The organism is Streptococcus viridans (genome assembly GCF_900636365.1).
GTDB lineage: Bacteria > Bacillota > Bacilli > Lactobacillales > Streptococcaceae > Streptococcus > Streptococcus viridans_A.
In genome coordinates this window covers 1,417,975-1,434,622 of sequence record NZ_LR134266.1, presented here as the reverse complement: position 1 = coordinate 1,434,622, position 16,648 = coordinate 1,417,975, and the positions used below count along the sequence as shown (strand labels likewise).

The following is a 16,648-nucleotide window of genomic DNA, read 5'->3' as shown; positions in this document are numbered from 1 at the left end:
GGATAAAGAGAGTGGGACAGAAATCGGTAATTCGTTAGAATTCGATTTCGTCGTCCCACCTCCGCACAGTTGAGTAGGGCTGTAAAAGCTGATGAAATCAGCGTAGTAGAGCCCACTCAACCACTGCGTCTTGCTCGACAATCCAAAGACAATTGAGAGGCTAGGACTTTTGTCCCAGCCTTTTTAAAAATAGTTTATCTGCAATTAGAGAATTTAGTTTTCATAGGGATGAATGCAAGGATTATTAGGCAATTCTGAATTTTGAAAACAAGAGAAAACTGCTGAAAGCGTTTGAAATAGCACTAAAAATCAAGTATAATAAAACTAACAAAAGCTTAGGAGAATGGTTATGGCTGTTAAAGATTTTATGACCCGTAAAGTAGTCTATATTAGTCCAGATACAACAATTGCTCATGCGGCAGATTTGATGCGGGAACAAGGCTTGCACCGCTTGCCGGTCATTGAAAATGACAAATTGGTCGGTTTGGTGACAGAAGGTACGATTGCAGAAGCGAGTCCATCAAAAGCAACGAGTCTTTCTATTTTTGAAATGAACTACCTGCTCAATAAAACCAAAGTTAAGGACGTCATGCTTCGTGATGTCATTACTGTCTCAAAATTTGCCAGCCTTGAAGATGCGACCTATCTCATGTATAAGAACAAGGTGGGGATTCTTCCGGTTGTAGACAATGATCAAGTTTCTGGTGTGATTACCGACCGTGATATTTTTCGTGCCTTCCTCGAAGTATCCGGTTATGGAGAAGAAGGAGTTCGTGTTCGTTTTGTGACAGAAGACAAGGTGGGCGTCCTTGAAAAAATCATCCATTTGATCGTAGAAGAAGGGTTGAATATCTCCAATACGGTCAATATCCCAACCAAAGATGATCGTGTGGTCATTGAAGTTCAAATTGACGGCATTACCGATACAGAAGTCATCAAGAAGAAATTTGAAGAAAATGGTATTGGTGTGGATGAAATTAGTCGCACATCTGCAAAAGCATTTTAAATAAACAAAGAGAGGCTGGGACAAAAGTCCTAGCCTCTTAATTTTTTTGGATCGTCGAGCAAGACGCAGTGGTTGAGTGGGCTCTACTGTGCGGAGGTGGGACGACGAAATCGAATTCTAACGAATTACCGATTTCTGTCCCACTCTCCCTTTGTTTTAGCGAGCAATGGGTTGCTTGTTGGTATCCAATGTAAATCCTTCTCCTAGGATTTCGTGGGCTTCTGTAATGGTAATGAAAGCAAATGGATCAATTTTATTAATCAAGTCTTTCATTTGTTTCATTTCATTCCGAGAGACTACGCAGTAGATAATCTTCATTTCTTGTTGGCTATAATAGCCCATGCCGTTCATGAATGTGACCCCTCGGCCCAAATCAGTCGTGATTTGTTTGGCAATTTCATCTGGTTTGGAAGTCACTACGAGGAATCCTTTCCCTGCAAATCCTCCTTCACCAACGATATCAATGACGACGGTGTCAATCAGGATAAAGAGGAGGGTGTAGGCCGCAATTCGGAAGTCCTTAAAGACGATCAAAACAGTTGTCAAGACGATGGCATCCACAATCAACATGAGGCGTCCCATAGAAAGTGTCGTGTACTTGTTAAAGATACGTGCGACAATATCGGTTCCACCTGTTGTTCCTCCAGCGTTGAAGATAATCCCCAGCCCAGTTCCAAGGATAACCCCTGATCCGATACAGGCTAGGAGGATATCTCCGTCAAGAGCAGTGAAGACTGCATTTTGAAGATGATGACTTCCAGGAATCAGCTCGAAGATGGCCATCCAAGTAGAGACCGAAAAAGTTCCAATCAAACTGAGATAGAGGGAGCGGAGTCCCAGTAATTTCCAGGCCAGGAAAAAGAGGGGAATATTGATAGCCAAGTTCATGACTGAAACGGGAATTTTAAAGAGATAGTAGGTAATCAAGGTAATCCCTGTAGCCCCTCCCTCATAAAAGTGAAATGGAATGACTAAAAAGAAGATTCCAAAAGAAAAAATGCCAGCTCCAAAAATAATGGCTAGAATATTTTTTGCCTTAAACATGCTCGTTCTCCTAATCGTTTTTCACCATACATTTTACCAAAAAAAATGAAAAATAGGAAATAATTTTCATCAATTTTCACGAATTCGAACAGGATTTTTACCCCTATTTTTGGTAAAATAGGAGGAAGTAAAACAAGCAAGAGAAATAATCATAGAAAGTTAAGATGAGAGAATGAAACAAGGAACATTAATTTCAATTGAAGGTCCAGAAGGCGCAGGGAAATCCTCCGTTTTAGAAGCCTTGTTACCACGCTTGGAAAAGGCAGGAATCGCCTATATCACTACGCGAGAACCAGGGGGCGTCGAAATAGCAGAAAAAATACGCGAGGTCATTCTAGATCCATCCCATACGGAAATGGATCCCAAAACAGAATTGCTTCTTTACATCGCTAGTCGTCGCCAACACTTGGCAGAACGTGTCCTTCCAGCTTTGAAAGCAGGGAAGCTCGTCATTATGGATCGTTTTATCGATAGTTCGGTAGCATACCAAGGCTTTGGCCGTGGATTAGCAGTAGCAGATATTGAATGGTTGAACCAATTTGCGACCGATGGTCTGAAACCCAATCGGACCTTCTACTTTGACATCGATGTAGAAGAAGGGTTGGCGAGAATTGCTAAGAGTACTAGCCGTGAAGTCAATCGCCTGGATCTAGAAGGACTCAGTCTCCATCAGAAAGTTCGCCAAGGTTATCTGGCCATCCTCGAAAAAGAACCACAACGGGTGGTGAAAATTGATGCCAGTCAACCTTTTGATAAGGTGGTCGAGGATACTTGGGTTCTAGTCAAAGAAGTCTTGGAGATCAGTGAATGAAGGTAGAACAAGTGCAAAAACTTCAACCTCAGCTAGTAGATCGCTTCCAAGCTATTTTAGAACAAGACCGCTTGAGCCATGCCTATCTCTTTACAGGGGATTTTGGCAGTTTTGAGATGGCCCAGCTTTTGTCCCAAAGTCTCTTTTGTACGGATAAGAAGGGTGTTTGGCCCTGTGGGACTTGTCGGGCTTGTCGCTTGATTGAAGAGGATGAATTCTCAGATGTAACGGTTGTCCGACCGGTCAATCAAATCATTAAAACAGATCGGATTCGGGATTTGATCCAGCATTTTTCTCAGTCAGGCTACGAAGGATCCAAGCAAGTCTTTATTATTTGTGATGCAGACCGGATGCATGTCAATGCAGCCAATTCCCTCCTCAAGGTGATTGAAGAACCTCAGAGTGAAGTTCATATCTTTCTGCTGACAGCAGATGAGCAACTGGTTCTCCCGACCATTAAAAGTCGGGCGCAGCAGGTCCATTTTCCGAAAAACCAGGATTTCCTAAAAGAGTATCTCCTTCAGGAAGGTCTCTTGCTTCAACAAGCAGATTTGTTAGCCAACTTTAGCCAAGGATTTCAAGAGGCCCAAATTCTCGCTGAGAATACATCCTTTTTCGATCTGGCGAGAGAGTGTGAGCGTTTCGTCGCAGCTTGTCTAAAAGCAGATCCGCATGTCTACTTACTGGTCTCTCGCTTGGTTCAAGAGACGGATGATAAAGAAAAGCAGTCCCAAGCCTTTCGCTTGCTGGAATTGCTCTTTGCACGCTCCATCGGTCAGTCCTTAGGAAGAGACTATCTAGAAAAATTGGTCTTGGCCAAACAGATGTGGGAACGCAATGTGAGTTTTCAAAATGCTCTCGAGTATATGGTCCTACAGTTGAAAAATAGAAGGTAAAGAGATGAATAAAAAAGAATTATTTGATGCTTTGGATGGCTTCTCCCAGGAATTGCTAGTTACATTAGCAGAGGTTGAAGCCATTAAGAAAAATCTCAAACTCATTGTCGAGGAAAATACTGCTCTCCGTCTTGAAAATGATAAATTGAGAGAGCGCTTAGGAGAAGTGGAGAAAACCAGCTCCCCTAAATTCCATCGCAATGGTCGTGAAAATTTACAAAGAATTTACAATGATGGATTTCATGTTTGTACAGACTCCTATGGTCAACGTCGTGAAAATGATGAAGAGTGTATTTTCTGTGATGAATTGTTATTTAGGGAGTAAACATGCAGATTCAACGAAGTTTTAAAGGGGATAGAGCGACGGGAACCCTCTTTTTAGTGCCGACTCCGATTGGCAATCGGGATGACATGAGCTACCGCATGATCCAAACCTTAAAAGAGGTAGATCTGATTGCGGCGGAAGATACCCGTAATACAGGACTCTTGCTCAAGCATTTTGAGATTAGGACGCCGCAAACCAGCTTTCACGAGCACAATGCTATGGAAAAAATTCCTGATTTACTAGCTCATTTGGAGTCAGGAAAGGGCTTGGCCCAGGTATCGGATGCTGGATTGCCAAGTATTTCGGATCCAGGTCATGACTTGGTCAAGGCAGCCATTGAGCGAGAGATTCCCGTTGTGGCGGTTCCTGGTCCGAGCGCCGGGATTACGGGTCTAATTGCGAGTGGCTTGGCTCCCCAGCCTCATATCTTTTATGGATTTCTCCCGCGCAAAGAAGGGCAGCAAAAGGCTTTTTTTCAAGAAAAGCGAGACTATCCTGAGACTCAGATTTTTTATGAGTCTCCGCACCGGGTTCGTGCGACGCTTCAAAATATGCTGGCAGTCTATGGAGACCGTCCGGTTGTGCTGGTCCGAGAACTGACCAAGATCTATGAAGAGTACACACGAGGGACCATCGCAGAGTTAGTGGCTTACCTAGAGGAAAATCCCCTCAAGGGGGAGTGCCTTCTAATTGTGGAGGGCGCCAGTGAGCAGAAGCCAGATCTAGAAGAAGTGGATCTGATCCGAGAGATTGATCTACTGGTCGAATCTGGTATGAAAAAGAACCAGGCAATTAAACAGGTTGCCAAACAATTTGGGCTGCAAAAGAGTGATCTCTATGCCCGTTACCACCAAGAGGAAGAAAAAGGAGAGTCTGATGGAAATTAGAATGGCCTATCCCAATGAAATCAATCGGATTATGGAAATCATCCAAGATGGCAAGGATAGCTTAGCTGCAGCTGGCGTGGACCAATGGCAGGATGGTTATCCGGATCAAGAAATCATTTTTGAGGATATCCTAGAAAGCCGTGGTTATGTAGCTGTAGAGAATCAAGAAGTCGTAGCTTATGCCGCTCTCTACAAGGGAAATGAAGCAGCTTATAATGACATTTATGATGGAAAATGGGAACATGATAACTATCTCTATATCAGTTTTCACCGGATCGCTGTTGCCAAAGAAGCTGCTGGACGAGGCGTAGCCCAAACCTTCCTTCAAGGCTTGATCGAAGGAGAGAAAGGCCCGGATTTTCGCTGTGATACCCATCCTGACAACAAGGTCATGCAACACCTTTTAGAGAAGTTAGGCTTCCATTACTGTGGGAAGGTACCAATTGATGGGGTGCGTCTCGCTTATCAGAAGATCAAACGAAAGGCAGAAACCAGCCTCTTCCAAGTGATTAGCGAAGATGATCGTTGGGACTACCGTGCAGAACAGTCTCAAAATGACTAGGTTTTATCGCCAACTCTATCAGAGTCCCTTGGGGCCTCTATCTGTTGTGGTGGATGAGGAAAGCCTAGTTGGGATCTGGTTTTGTGACCAAGCCAATTGTGAGCAGGGGCTTGAGCATATCGAAGAAGCTTGTCAGCCACTTCATGAAGCTGTCTTTGAATGGCTGGATCGATACTTTATAGGGGAAAATCCTTCCATGCCCTTTCCCCTATCTCCTCAAGGGACAGACTTTCAACAAAGAGTTTGGGCCTATCTAGCTCAGATTCCCTATGGGGAAAGTCGGACTTATGGAGAGATTGCCCGGGCCTTGTCTTGCAAATCTGCCCAAGCCATCGGTCAAGCAGTAGGTCGGAATCCCTTGCTCCTCCTTATCCCATGTCACCGGGTGCTGGGTACGGAGAAAAAGTTGACAGGCTATGCTGCTGGACTAGATCGCAAGCGTTGGCTGTTGCAACATGAGGCCATATCTTGGAAAGAATAAGGAGAAAAGATGTTATCATTTATTGAATACCCAAAATGTTCGACCTGCCGCAAGGCGAAATCGGAGTTAACGAGCTTAGGCTGTGAGTTTGATAGTCAAGATATCGTGGTAGACACCCCGACCAGTGAGCAACTACAAACTTGGATCAAGGAGTCTTCCCTACCAATCAAATCCTTCTTTAACACCAGTGGGATGAAGTATCGGGAGTTAGGCTTGAAAGACAAGGTGGATCAGCTTTCGATAGAAGAAGCGGCAGACCTTTTAGCTAGCGATGGCATGCTGATCAAACGCCCTCTCTTAGTGAAGGACGGAAAAGTTGTTCAAGTGGGCTACCGGAAACCATATGCGGACTTAGGTTTGTAAGAAAAAAGGGAGTTGGACTCCCTTTTAATTCTGTCTTGAAGATGATATAATCATACGAGTGAAATCAATGAAAGAGAGTCAATCATGAGTATTTTAGAGGTGAAAAATTTAAGCCACGGCTTTGGAGACCGGGCTATTTTTGAGGATGTGTCCTTCCGCTTGTTAAAGGGAGAGCATATCGGATTGGTAGGGGCCAATGGTGAAGGAAAATCCACCTTCATGAGCATCGTGACGGGCAAGATGCAACCCGACGAAGGGAAGGTCGAGTGGTCTAAGTATGTGACCGCTGGCTATCTTGACCAGCATGCTGTCCTAAAAGAAGGGCAAACGGTGCGCGATGTCTTGCGGACAGCTTTCGACGAGCTCTTTAAAGCAGAGGCTCGCATCAATGACCTCTATATGGAAATGGCTGAAGATGGAGCGGATATGGATGCTCTCATGGAAGAAGTCGGAGAGCTCCAGGATCGGTTAGAGAGCCGGGATTTCTATACCTTGGATGCCAAGATAGATGAAGTGGCGCGTGCTCTTGGGGTCATGGACTTTGGTATGGAGACGGATGTGACGGCCCTGTCAGGTGGGCAGCGGACCAAGGTCCTTTTGGCTAAATTGCTCCTTGAAAAACCAGATATCCTTCTCTTGGACGAGCCAACCAACTACTTGGATGCAGAGCACATCGATTGGCTCAAACGCTATTTGCAGAACTATGAAAATGCCTTTGTCCTTATTTCCCACGATATTCCTTTCTTGAACGATGTGATCAACATCGTCTACCATGTGGAAAATCAACAGTTGACCCGCTATTCAGGAGACTACTACCAATTCCTCGAAGTTTATGAAATGAAGAAATCACAATTGGAAGCGGCTTATGAGCGCCAGCAAAAAGAGATTGCTGATTTGAAAGATTTCGTAGCCCGCAATAAGGCGCGTGTGGCTACACGGAATATGGCTATGTCTCGTCAGAAGAAGCTGGACAAAATGGAACTCATTGAGTTGCAAAGTGAGAAACCAAAGCCATCCTTTGAATTTAAAAATGCCCGCACACCTGGACGCTTTATCTTCCAGGCCAAGGATCTCCAAATTGGCTATGATCGTCCCTTGACCAAGCCTTTGAACTTGACCTTCGAGCGCAATCAGAAGGTCGCCATTATCGGAGCTAATGGGATCGGGAAAACCACTCTCTTGAAGAGTCTTCTAGGAATTATCCCTCCAATTGCTGGTGAAGTCGAGCGTGGGGATTATCTTGAGCTTGGCTATTTCGAGCAAGAGGTCGAAGGAGGCAATCGTCAGACACCGCTAGAAGCAGTCTGGAATGCCTTTCCAGCTCTCAATCAAGCAGAGGTTCGAGCTGCCCTTGCCCGCTGTGGTTTGACAACCAAGCATATCGAAAGCCAAATCCAAGTACTATCCGGTGGGGAGCAAGCCAAGGTACGCCTCTGTCTCTTGATGAACCGTGAAAACAATGTCTTGGTACTAGATGAGCCGACCAACCACTTGGATGTGGATGCCAAAGAAGAGTTGAAACGGGCCCTGAAAGAATATAAGGGATCGATCCTCATGGTTTGCCACGAGCCAGATTTCTATGAAGGCTGGATGGACCAAATCTGGGACTTTAATGAATTGACGTAAACACAAAAAGAGAACCGTGCGGTTCTCTTTTGCTTATTTCTTGAAATCGTAGTCTTTTACGATTTCCATTTTTTCAATTTTGACATCTTCTTTTGGTTTGTCTTTGTCGTCCGTTTCAACTTCGGCAATTTTGTCGACTACATCCATGCCGTCGATGACTTGTCCAAAGACAGTGTAGTTCCCACCATCAAGGGTAGGGTTTCCACCATTCTTATAGGCTTCGATGATTTTAGCAGGGAAGCGCTCAGTTGGAAGCTTGCTGGACCAGTCTTCTTTATTTTGGTTAATATAGAATTGGCTACCATTTGTATTTGGACCGGAATTGGCCATGGCTAAAGCACCACGAAGATTGTAGAGGTAAGGAGAGTATTCATTTTCAAAGCCTGCTCCTGAATCTTTAGAGCTATCTTTTCCTTTCCAAATGGACTCACCACCTGTACCATCTCCTTTAGGATCTCCTGTTTGGATCATAAAGTTATTAATCACGCGGTGGAAGAGGAGGCCATTATAATAGCCATCCTTAGCGTGGGTTAAGAAATTCTCAACGGCTAAAGGTGCGTATTTCGGAAAGAGCTTAACGGTAATGTCCCCTTTGTTGGTCGTGATTTTCACGACAGCTTCATCTTCAGCAACTTCGTTGGAGAGCTGAGGAAAGACCGCATTTTCATTGGTCATCGCATCTTGGATATCCTTACGAAGCTGATCTAATTTCTTTTGTTCACTAGCATCTACGCTAGAAGTAGTTGATTGCTTAGTTTCTGAAGCCGAGCTAGAGGATGTCTTTGTATCTGATTGATTAGAGCCACATCCTGCCAAAGCTAAACCGGAAAATACAAGTAGGGCAATTAATTTTTTCATATTAATCCTTTCAACACATTAGTCTACCCTCTATTGTACCTTAATTTTCCATTTGATTCAAATCTATCCTTTGGATGAGGCGATATTCAGCTTGCGGGCCTATGAAAAATGAGGTATGATGGGAGGTAACTTGTTTTGTTGGAAAATGAACGAATTCCTAAAATAAAACAAATCATGGATAGGAGGCTAAATGATGGATTATAAAACTCTACGCAAAAACTATAGACTCTATATTAGATCTGCAGGCGTCTTGGCAATGCTTTTGATTATTTGCATTGGGTTCGTGGTCAGAGATACCCTTCTTCAGACTGCTGGCCTCTTATTGGTCCTTGCAGGCTTGTTTTTATTTATCTACTTGCTTAAGAAGAGCTACACCAACAAGTGCAACACCTTGCTCCATGTAGACTTAGATTTAGCTTTTTGGCAGCAATACCTTCAGTTGAACAAGAATGTGAAAAAGCCCATTTTACAGATCGATATGAAGCTGACATCAGTCGCTTATTCTTTTATGATGGGAGATTTCGATATTGTCATAAAAGAAGCTAGAGAAGCACTCAGTCAGAAGGAACTACCGCAAAAATATAAGAACTTTTTTGAGAGTTATCTCATGCGATCAATCGTCCTAACAGATCCTGATTTGTCTAGAGAGGAGCTAGAGGCTCAGTTAAATGGATTGACCATTACAGACCCTACACTAGCTGAGAAAACAAGAAAGGTCTGTCTCGCTCTTTATGATTTAACCATTGCCCACCAAAGCAATGACTATTTCGAAGATTTAAGCAATGATTTCAAATACCAGCAGTTAGAGATTATCTACTACCAAGCCTTGAATGCTACTCTTAAAGGCGATAAGTCTAGAGCGGAAGAGCTCTTTCGCAAGTTAGTTTCAGAAGATGAGTCGCTCTATATCGTTCAAAAGGCGCAACAATACTTGAAGGATGAGGACAACCGTGTATCTCCTTTCCAGTCGAAATAGGGATCAAGAGAGATTTAGACGAACTATAATGACTGTCTAGTCGTTAAAAAGAGGATGTTGAAAATGAAAAAATGGAAAATTGTAGCTTTACTTCTAATATCGATTCTATCTATCTCTATGATAGTCTATAAGAAAAACTTAGACCTTCAAAAAAATGAACATAAAATTAAATGGGAAAAGTATGATGCAGGATCGATCAAAGAATTACACTATCTAGATGAAGAGAAACGAATAATTTCCTTTCGAGGCTCTGAAGATTTCACTTCCCTTAATGGATGGGCATCAATTGGTGATCGTTATTTAGTTTTAGGAACACGGACTGCAAGTAATGAAGGAATAGACGAGGAACCCAAAAAAGGTTGGACTTGGCATGCGATTGTTTATGATTTAGATTATCTAGATAAGAAACCTGAAAAGGTTGATCTCTACCAAGTTGTTAAGAATTATGATAAAAACTTTTATTTGTTATTTCAAGGAAATATAGTTATTGAGGATGAAAAGGAATATTTATTGTTGACACTCCAACAATATGAAAAAAAGAACAGAATCACCGTTAAAATGGACTTGGATTCCAATAAAATAGTGGGCGAAACGACAGAGAAATTACTCAAAAGCAATTACCCCACTAGTCATAACTTAACATCACTTGGAGACGCCATTAATAATAGTAATGTATATAACCGAAATGATTTCTTTATCTTCTCTTATCCGTATTGTGACTGTATCAACTTTGAAAAGGACTACTCTAAGTTTATTCAGTTAGGAAAGGCTAATAAAGAAGATAAGATGGTGGTAGCATTTCGGAAGAGAAAAATATCCGTAGAAGAATCCTACCAAATGCTTAGGCATTGGTTTGCGCCACTTGGTCAAGATAAATTAGAAGTGATTGGAACATATGAAAGTAATGATGGGGAGAAGCAAACTAAAGTATTGGAGACTTATCAAGAGTTTGCCGAATGGACTCATCTTGAAAGAGATTGGTAAGGATACAGTCTATTTTTTAAAAAAAGAAAGATGAAAAGGATGACAACTATTTCAGATATACTAGAAAAATTTTATGCAGATCACGAGGTGAAACCTTATATTTCGCCTGAGAGAGACTTGGAAGCTTGGTTGTTGGATCCAAAGCTCGGAACATGTGAAGGTTTTGGTAGATAAGGGGTATGTTGTTATCGAATCCGCTTTTGATTCGCTGGACCAAATCAATGCGACCATGAAAAAAGCCATTCTTAAAAAGAAGGGAGTCGCGGGCTTGTCCAAAATGAAAGCAGCCGATTTGAACCAAGCTTTAGCGAATTACTTTACCGAAGAAGAGTTGGCACAAGAGTTCACAGTTCGGGGCTTTCAGTTGACGGAAAAAGGAAAACAAGCGCTGAAAGAGCATCAAGCCATCATCGACCGCCACCCAAAGAAAAATCTATAGGTAACAGTGCCTGTGAGGTACTGTTTTTTTGTTGCTTTCGCAGATGAGAGAAAAGGATTTTACTAGAGAACTAGTCTAGAAATGTGGTATAATAAAGGTTATGGCAAACAATAATCAATCAAAAAAAACACGGTCGACAAGACGACTGTCTAAAGCAGAAATAGAAAGAAAAAAAGCAATTCGCCGAATGATCATGACGATTGTCTTAACTCTCGTCTTCATTTTCGCCTTTTTACGATTAGGGGCCTTAGGCTTAGTGACCTACAACCTTATCCGTCTCTTGGTAGGTAGTCTGGCTTACGTAGCGATGACGGCTGTTATTGTCTACCTCTTCTTTTTCAAATGGATTGAGAAGCATGAGGGGACCTTGTCTGGCTTTTTAAGTCTTTTTGCAGGCTTACTACTGATCTATCAAGCTTACTTTGTCTCCCTCTTGAAACTTGAAGGCTCTTCTTTCGGGTCAACCTTCTCACGTATCTTAGGGGACCTCGTGCACCTTCGCGTCTCTTCTTTTGCAGGAGGAGGACTACTAGGAGCAATCTTATATACGCCGATTGCTTTCTTGCTCTCGAACATCGGGACTTATTTCATTGGAGGACTCTTGATCGTATTAGGACTTCTCTTGATGAGTTCTTATTCGGTTTATGATTTGTATGAGCAGGCTGTCGCAGCTTTTCACTCCTTTATGGAAAAACGAGAAATTCGTCGCCAAGAGCGCTTTGTCGAGCGTGAAGAGAAGAAGGCCCTTCAAGCAGAAGCAGAGGAGGCAGCCCGCATCGAGCAACTTGCAGAAGCTAGTCCCGTGAGTACAGAAGGCTATCCTGTAGATCTTGAGACAGGTGAGGTCATGGAACCTGTGACCGAAACAGAAGTACCTGCAGAGGAGGCCTACCCTCAAATTTATCTACCAAATGAAGAGGAAGGCTACTCGGAAGAATGGTCGGACGGCTCCCCAGAGGAGCTGGAGGACGTCGCAGAAGAGGAGGATGTGGATGAAGAAGTCACTGTGGACTTCACACCTAAGGAACTCCTTCAGTACAAACTTCCAACGATTGATCTCTTCGCACCTGACAAACCGAAAAACCAATCCAAAGAGAAGAACATCGTTCGTCAGAATATCCGCATTCTGGAAGAAACCTTTGCAAGCTTTAACATCAAGGCGACAGTGGAACGGGCGGAAATCGGCCCCTCTGTCACTAAGTATGAAGTCAAACCGGCTGTCGGTGTGCGGGTCAACCGCATCTCCAACCTGGCAGATGATTTAGCCTTGGCCCTAGCAGCCAAGGATGTGCGGATTGAAGCACCGATTCCAGGGAAGTCTCTGGTCGGAATTGAAGTGCCCAACTCAGAGATTGCGACGGTCTCCTTCCGTGAATTGTGGGAGCAGTCCAAAACAGACCCAGCTAAACTCCTTGAGATTCCTCTTGGGAAGGCTGTAGATGGTTCAGCTCGGACCTTTGATTTGGCACGGATGCCTCACCTCTTGGTAGCAGGTTCTACCGGATCTGGTAAGTCAGTAGCGGTTAATGGGATCATTTCGAGTATCTTGATGAAGGCCCGTCCGGACGAAGTCAAATTTATGATGGTCGATCCAAAAATGGTGGAGCTTTCTGTCTATAATGATATTCCTCACCTCTTGATTCCAGTTGTGACCAACCCACGCAAGGCCAGTCGGGCCCTACAAAAGGTTGTCGATGAGATGGAAAATCGCTATGAACTCTTCTCGAAAGTGGGTGCTCGGAATATTGCTGGCTTTAATGCCAAGGTCGCGGAGTACAATACCCAGTCTGAGATGAAGCAAGTACCACTTCCATTGATTGTGGTCATTGTCGATGAGTTGGCAGACTTGATGATGGTGGCAAGTAAAGAAGTGGAAGATGCTATTATTCGTCTTGGACAGAAGGCGCGTGCGGCAGGGATCCACATGATCCTTGCGACTCAACGGCCATCGGTTGATGTTATCTCAGGTTTGATCAAGGCCAATGTGCCTTCCCGTGTCGCTTTTGCGGTATCATCTGGGACCGACTCACGGACCATCTTGGATGAAAATGGGGCGGAGAAACTACTTGGTCGCGGAGACATGCTCTTTAAACCGATTGATGAAAATCATCCGATCCGTCTGCAGGGCTCCTTTATCTCTGATGATGATGTGGAGCGGATTGTCAACTTCGTCAAAGAACAGGCTGAAGCGGATTATGATGATGCCTTCGATCCAGGTGAAGTATCTGAGTCTGACTTTGATGGAGGTATGGGTGGCTCAGACGAAGGCGATCCTCTCTTTGAAGAGGCAAAGGCGCTCGTGATTGAAACTCAAAAAGCCAGCGCTTCGATGATTCAGCGTCGTTTATCGGTTGGTTTTAACCGGGCCACTCGCCTCATGGAAGACTTGGAAGCAGCAGGTGTCATCGGACCAGCTGAAGGGACCAAGCCAAGAAAGGTCTTGCAGACCAATTAGTCTTTCTTTAGATGAAGAAGGAATGAGATATTTGACAATAGCAAAAACCTGCCTGTACAAGGGGCAGGTTTTGTTTACGATAAAAAAGAAAAGGACAGCAGATGCATCTCGATACCATTCACCACATTGCCATTATTGGCCACGATTATGACAAAACCAGAGAATTCTATGTAGATAAGTTAGGCTTTGAACCTTTAGACGAACACCATCGACCAGAAAAGCAGGATATTCTCTTTAACATTCGAAAGGGAAACCTGACCTTGGAAATATTTATCAAACCAGATGCCCCCAAGAGACCCTTTCTCCCTCATCCAGAGCATACAGGCCTTCGTCATCTGGCTTTTCGAGTAGAAGATGTTCAAGCCTGTTTAGTAGAGTTTGACCAATTAGGGATCCCTCATACAGAGCTACGAGTGGATGATTTTGATGGGCGCAAAATGGCCTTCTTCTTTGATCCAGATGGCTTGCCTCTGGAACTCCACGAGTAGGTATAAAAAATCTTCGGTCTCTAGTCCCAAGCAAGAAGACAGCCTTTTTGCTAAACTGGATATAGATAAAAGAAAGAAGTATATATGGAAGAGAAGCGATATAGCGGGCTAACGAATGAGCAAGTCCAAAGCCGAATCAGACAAGGAAAACAAAATCGAGTGACCATCACGGCTGAAAAGTCGACGAGAGAGATTGTTTATTCAAATGTCTTTACTTATTTCAACCTGGTCTTTGGTATTTTAGCTATCTTATTGGTACTAGTACGGTCTTGGAACAATATGTTATTTGTTCCTATTGTCGTCGTTAACTCCTTGATTGGGATTGTTCAAGAATTGCGGTCTCGTCGGATTTTGAATAAGATGCGCCTTCTTCAAGTGGAGAAAGCTCGAGTGATTCGTGAGGGAGAACGACTGGACCTTTCTGTCGACCAGGTGGTAGAGGGGGATGTCGTCTTGTTCCAAGCAGGGGATCAGATCTATGCAGATGCCAAAGTTCTAGACGGTTCGATCATGGTCGATGAGTCTCAATTAACAGGTGAAGCAGATGAAATCCCTAAAGGTGAGAATCAGAAACTCATGTCAGGAAGTTTTGTCATTTCAGGCCAGGCAGTTGCCGTCTTGGAACAAGTAGGAGATGCGTCTTATATTAATCAGCTGAGTCTCTCAGCCAAGAAAGTCAAGGGACACGAAGAATCTGAAATGGTTCATGCAGTGGACGGCCTTGTCCGAATGATCGGAATGATTCTCATCCCGATTGGCTTGCTCTTGTTCTTGCAGAGTTATCTAGGAAATCAAGAATCCCTCAAAGTTAGCATCACCTCTATGGTCGGTGCCATCATTGGGATGATCCCAGAGGGACTCTACCTCTTAATGACTCTGGCCTTGGTGCTAGGAGCAACCCGTTTAGCCCTTCAAAAGGTCCTACTCAACAGTATGAAGGGAATTGAAACCCTATCCCGTATAGACGTCCTCTGCCTAGACAAGACGGGGACCATTACCGAACACAGGATGCAGGTGAGTGAGTTCCTCCCTCTGGCGCTAGCTGAAAAAGAAGGCAAAGAAATATTAAGTCAATACCTTCAGGCAAGTGAAGATCAGAATGATACCATTACGGCCATTCGCAAGTCTCACTCCGTCCACCCCACCCAAGTATGGCCCGTTCAAGATCGTCTTCCTTTTTCATCTAAGAAGAAATTTGGGGGCCTTCAGTTCCAAGAAGGGATCTACCTATTAGGAGCACCGGATGTTTTGCTCAGAGATGATCTCGATGCTTACCAAGAAGTGTGGCAACGAGAGGTTGAACGAGGAGCGCGTGTCCTTATTTTGGGGCATTACCAGGGTGAACAGCTGACGGAAGTAATAGAAGCTCCAGTCCTTCCCCTTCTAGCCATAGTCTTGGAGAATCCTGTTCGGTCGACTGCTCCTGAAACCTTCGCCTATTTCCAAAAACAAGGGGTGACCATCAAGGTTATTTCAGGGGATCATCCTGTTACAGTTGCTGCCGTTGCTCAGAAAGCAAATATTCCTCATGCGGATCAAGTGGTAGATGCTAGTCAGCTCAAGACGCGTGAGGAGGTAGTAGATGCAGCACGGACCTACACCGTATTTGGACGAGTTAGTCCAGAACAAAAACAAATTCTCATAGAGAGCTTGCAGGCGGATGGTCATAAGGTTGGCATGACAGGAGATGGGGTCAATGATATCCTCGCTATGAAAAAGGCAGATTGTAGTATTGCCATGAATACGGGACATGATGCGACCAAAAAGGTGGCCCAGGTTGTGCTTTTAGATTCGGACTTTTCTCACATGCCATCTATTGTGGATGAAGGTCGCCGAGTGGTCAACAATATTCAACGTTCTGCGAGTCTCTTTTTGGTCAAGAATATTTTTTCAATTTTATTGGCTATTTTGGCTATTCTCTTTAGTTTCACCTATCCCATCCAGGCTTCTCAGATGTCCTTGATCAGTGGATTTACCATTGGAATCCCCGGTTTCTTGCTGGCCTTGGAGAAGAATTGTGCCCGGATAGAAGGAGACTTTATTGAAACCGTGATAGAGCAAGCTCTTCCAGCTGCCTTGACCAATCTCATATCAGTCCTTTTCCTTGTGGTTCTGGGTCCTTTCCTTGCATTAAGTCAGGGAGAAATTTCGACCATCTCTATCTACTTGCTGGCATTGATTGGCTTTACAAAAGTGTACCAACTCAGCCTTCCCTTTAATCATGTAAAATTGGGCATCATCCTTCTGAATATAGCTGGATTTTGCCTGTCGGTTTTTGTATTTTCTCCCATTTTTAATCTCAGCCATCTTCATCTGACTGGCTGGATCATGACCCTTGTCCTAGGACTGATCATGGAAGGAGTCTTATGGTTGATGAATCGTCTTATTTATTCCTTAGTGACCCATCTGCATAAGTCCAGAAACAAATAGAAAAACGGTATGAACTA

Annotated in this window: 17 protein-coding genes; 15 read left to right on the top strand and 2 right to left on the bottom strand. The window is 43.8% G+C overall.

Annotated features, from left to right (window positions below):
• The first annotated feature begins 349 nt into the window (after positions 1 to 349).
• Complete coding sequence (locus EL081_RS07490) at positions 350 to 1,006, top strand: CBS domain-containing protein (RefSeq protein WP_126404662.1); 657 nt, start codon at positions 350 to 352, stop codon at positions 1,004 to 1,006.
• Positions 1,007 to 1,162: 156 nt separating this feature from the next.
• Here the strand turns inward: EL081_RS07490 and EL081_RS07485 are convergent, their stop codons facing one another.
• On the bottom strand, positions 1,163 to 2,050 hold the full coding sequence (locus EL081_RS07485) for a YitT family protein (RefSeq protein WP_126404661.1): 888 nt from the start codon (positions 2,048 to 2,050) through the stop codon (positions 1,163 to 1,165).
• 172 nt (positions 2,051 to 2,222) lie between these two features.
• Here EL081_RS07485 and tmk point away from each other — a divergent pair, with 172 nt between their 5' ends.
• The 8 genes from tmk to EL081_RS07445 all read left to right on the top strand — a co-directional run bounded on the left by tmk (position 2,223) and on the right by EL081_RS07445 (position 8,001).
• Entirely contained in the window at positions 2,223 to 2,861 is a 639-nt protein-coding gene (tmk, locus tag EL081_RS07480) for a dTMP kinase (protein ID WP_126404660.1), read from the top strand.
• Positions 2,858 to 3,757, top strand: coding sequence for a DNA polymerase III subunit delta' (locus tag EL081_RS07475; RefSeq protein WP_126404659.1), 900 nt, complete (start codon positions 2,858 to 2,860; stop codon positions 3,755 to 3,757). The genes tmk and EL081_RS07475 overlap by 4 nt, the downstream gene beginning before the upstream one ends.
• Positions 3,758 to 3,761: 4 nt before the next feature.
• Entirely contained in the window at positions 3,762 to 4,082 is a 321-nt protein-coding gene (yabA, locus tag EL081_RS07470) for a DNA replication initiation control protein YabA (RefSeq protein ID WP_023024026.1), read from the top strand.
• A 2-nt stretch (positions 4,083 to 4,084) separates the two neighbouring features.
• Positions 4,085 to 4,969 carry a 16S rRNA (cytidine(1402)-2'-O)-methyltransferase gene (gene rsmI / locus EL081_RS07465; RefSeq protein WP_126404658.1) on the top strand — a complete coding sequence of 295 codons (885 nt, stop codon included), beginning with the start codon at positions 4,085 to 4,087 and terminating at the stop codon, positions 4,967 to 4,969.
• Complete coding sequence (locus tag EL081_RS07460) at positions 4,959 to 5,531, top strand: GNAT family N-acetyltransferase (RefSeq protein ID WP_048689681.1); 573 nt, start codon at positions 4,959 to 4,961, stop codon at positions 5,529 to 5,531. Before rsmI ends, EL081_RS07460 begins: the two co-directional genes overlap by 11 nt.
• Positions 5,524 to 6,012, top strand: a complete 489-nt coding sequence (locus tag EL081_RS07455) for a methylated-DNA--[protein]-cysteine S-methyltransferase (protein ID WP_126404657.1) — start codon at positions 5,524 to 5,526, stop codon at positions 6,010 to 6,012. The genes EL081_RS07460 and EL081_RS07455 overlap by 8 nt, the downstream gene beginning before the upstream one ends.
• 9 nt (positions 6,013 to 6,021) lie before the next feature.
• Complete coding sequence (locus tag EL081_RS07450) at positions 6,022 to 6,375, top strand: arsenate reductase family protein (protein WP_048789566.1); 354 nt, start codon at positions 6,022 to 6,024, stop codon at positions 6,373 to 6,375.
• Positions 6,376 to 6,459: 84 nt separating this feature from the next.
• Positions 6,460 to 8,001, top strand: a complete 1,542-nt coding sequence (locus EL081_RS07445) for an ABC-F family ATP-binding cassette domain-containing protein (RefSeq protein WP_126404656.1) — start codon at positions 6,460 to 6,462, stop codon at positions 7,999 to 8,001.
• Positions 8,002 to 8,034: 33 nt separating this feature from the next.
• Here EL081_RS07445 and EL081_RS07440 read toward each other — a convergent pair whose 3' ends face one another.
• Positions 8,035 to 8,859, bottom strand: a complete 825-nt coding sequence (locus EL081_RS07440) for a peptidylprolyl isomerase (protein WP_126404655.1) — start codon at positions 8,857 to 8,859, stop codon at positions 8,035 to 8,037.
• Positions 8,860 to 9,052: 193 nt separating this feature from the next.
• Between EL081_RS07440 and EL081_RS07435 the strand changes: the two genes are divergently transcribed.
• The 6 genes from EL081_RS07435 to EL081_RS07410 all read left to right on the top strand — a co-directional run bounded on the left by EL081_RS07435 (position 9,053) and on the right by EL081_RS07410 (position 16,631).
• Positions 9,053 to 9,835 (top strand): hypothetical protein, encoded by a 783-nt coding sequence (locus EL081_RS07435; RefSeq protein WP_185946485.1) that lies wholly within the window; start codon positions 9,053 to 9,055, stop codon positions 9,833 to 9,835.
• A 63-nt stretch (positions 9,836 to 9,898) separates the two neighbouring features.
• Complete coding sequence (locus EL081_RS07430; protein WP_126404654.1) at positions 9,899 to 10,819, top strand: hypothetical protein; 921 nt, start codon at positions 9,899 to 9,901, stop codon at positions 10,817 to 10,819.
• A gap of 163 nt (positions 10,820 to 10,982) precedes the next feature.
• Entirely contained in the window at positions 10,983 to 11,258 is a 276-nt protein-coding gene (locus EL081_RS07425; protein WP_164555440.1) for a hypothetical protein, read from the top strand.
• Between the two features lie 100 nt (positions 11,259 to 11,358).
• Positions 11,359 to 13,713: a DNA translocase FtsK gene (locus EL081_RS07420; RefSeq protein ID WP_126404652.1), complete on the top strand. Its 2,355-nt coding sequence runs from the start codon at positions 11,359 to 11,361 to the stop codon at positions 13,711 to 13,713.
• Positions 13,714 to 13,814: 101 nt separating this feature from the next.
• Positions 13,815 to 14,201: an SMU1112c/YaeR family gloxylase I-like metalloprotein gene (gene gloA2, locus EL081_RS07415; protein WP_006595847.1), complete on the top strand. Its 387-nt coding sequence runs from the start codon at positions 13,815 to 13,817 to the stop codon at positions 14,199 to 14,201.
• An 84-nt stretch (positions 14,202 to 14,285) separates the two neighbouring features.
• Positions 14,286 to 16,631 (top strand): HAD-IC family P-type ATPase, encoded by a 2,346-nt coding sequence (locus tag EL081_RS07410; RefSeq protein WP_126404651.1) that lies wholly within the window; start codon positions 14,286 to 14,288, stop codon positions 16,629 to 16,631.
• Positions 16,632 to 16,648 lie beyond the last annotated feature (17 nt).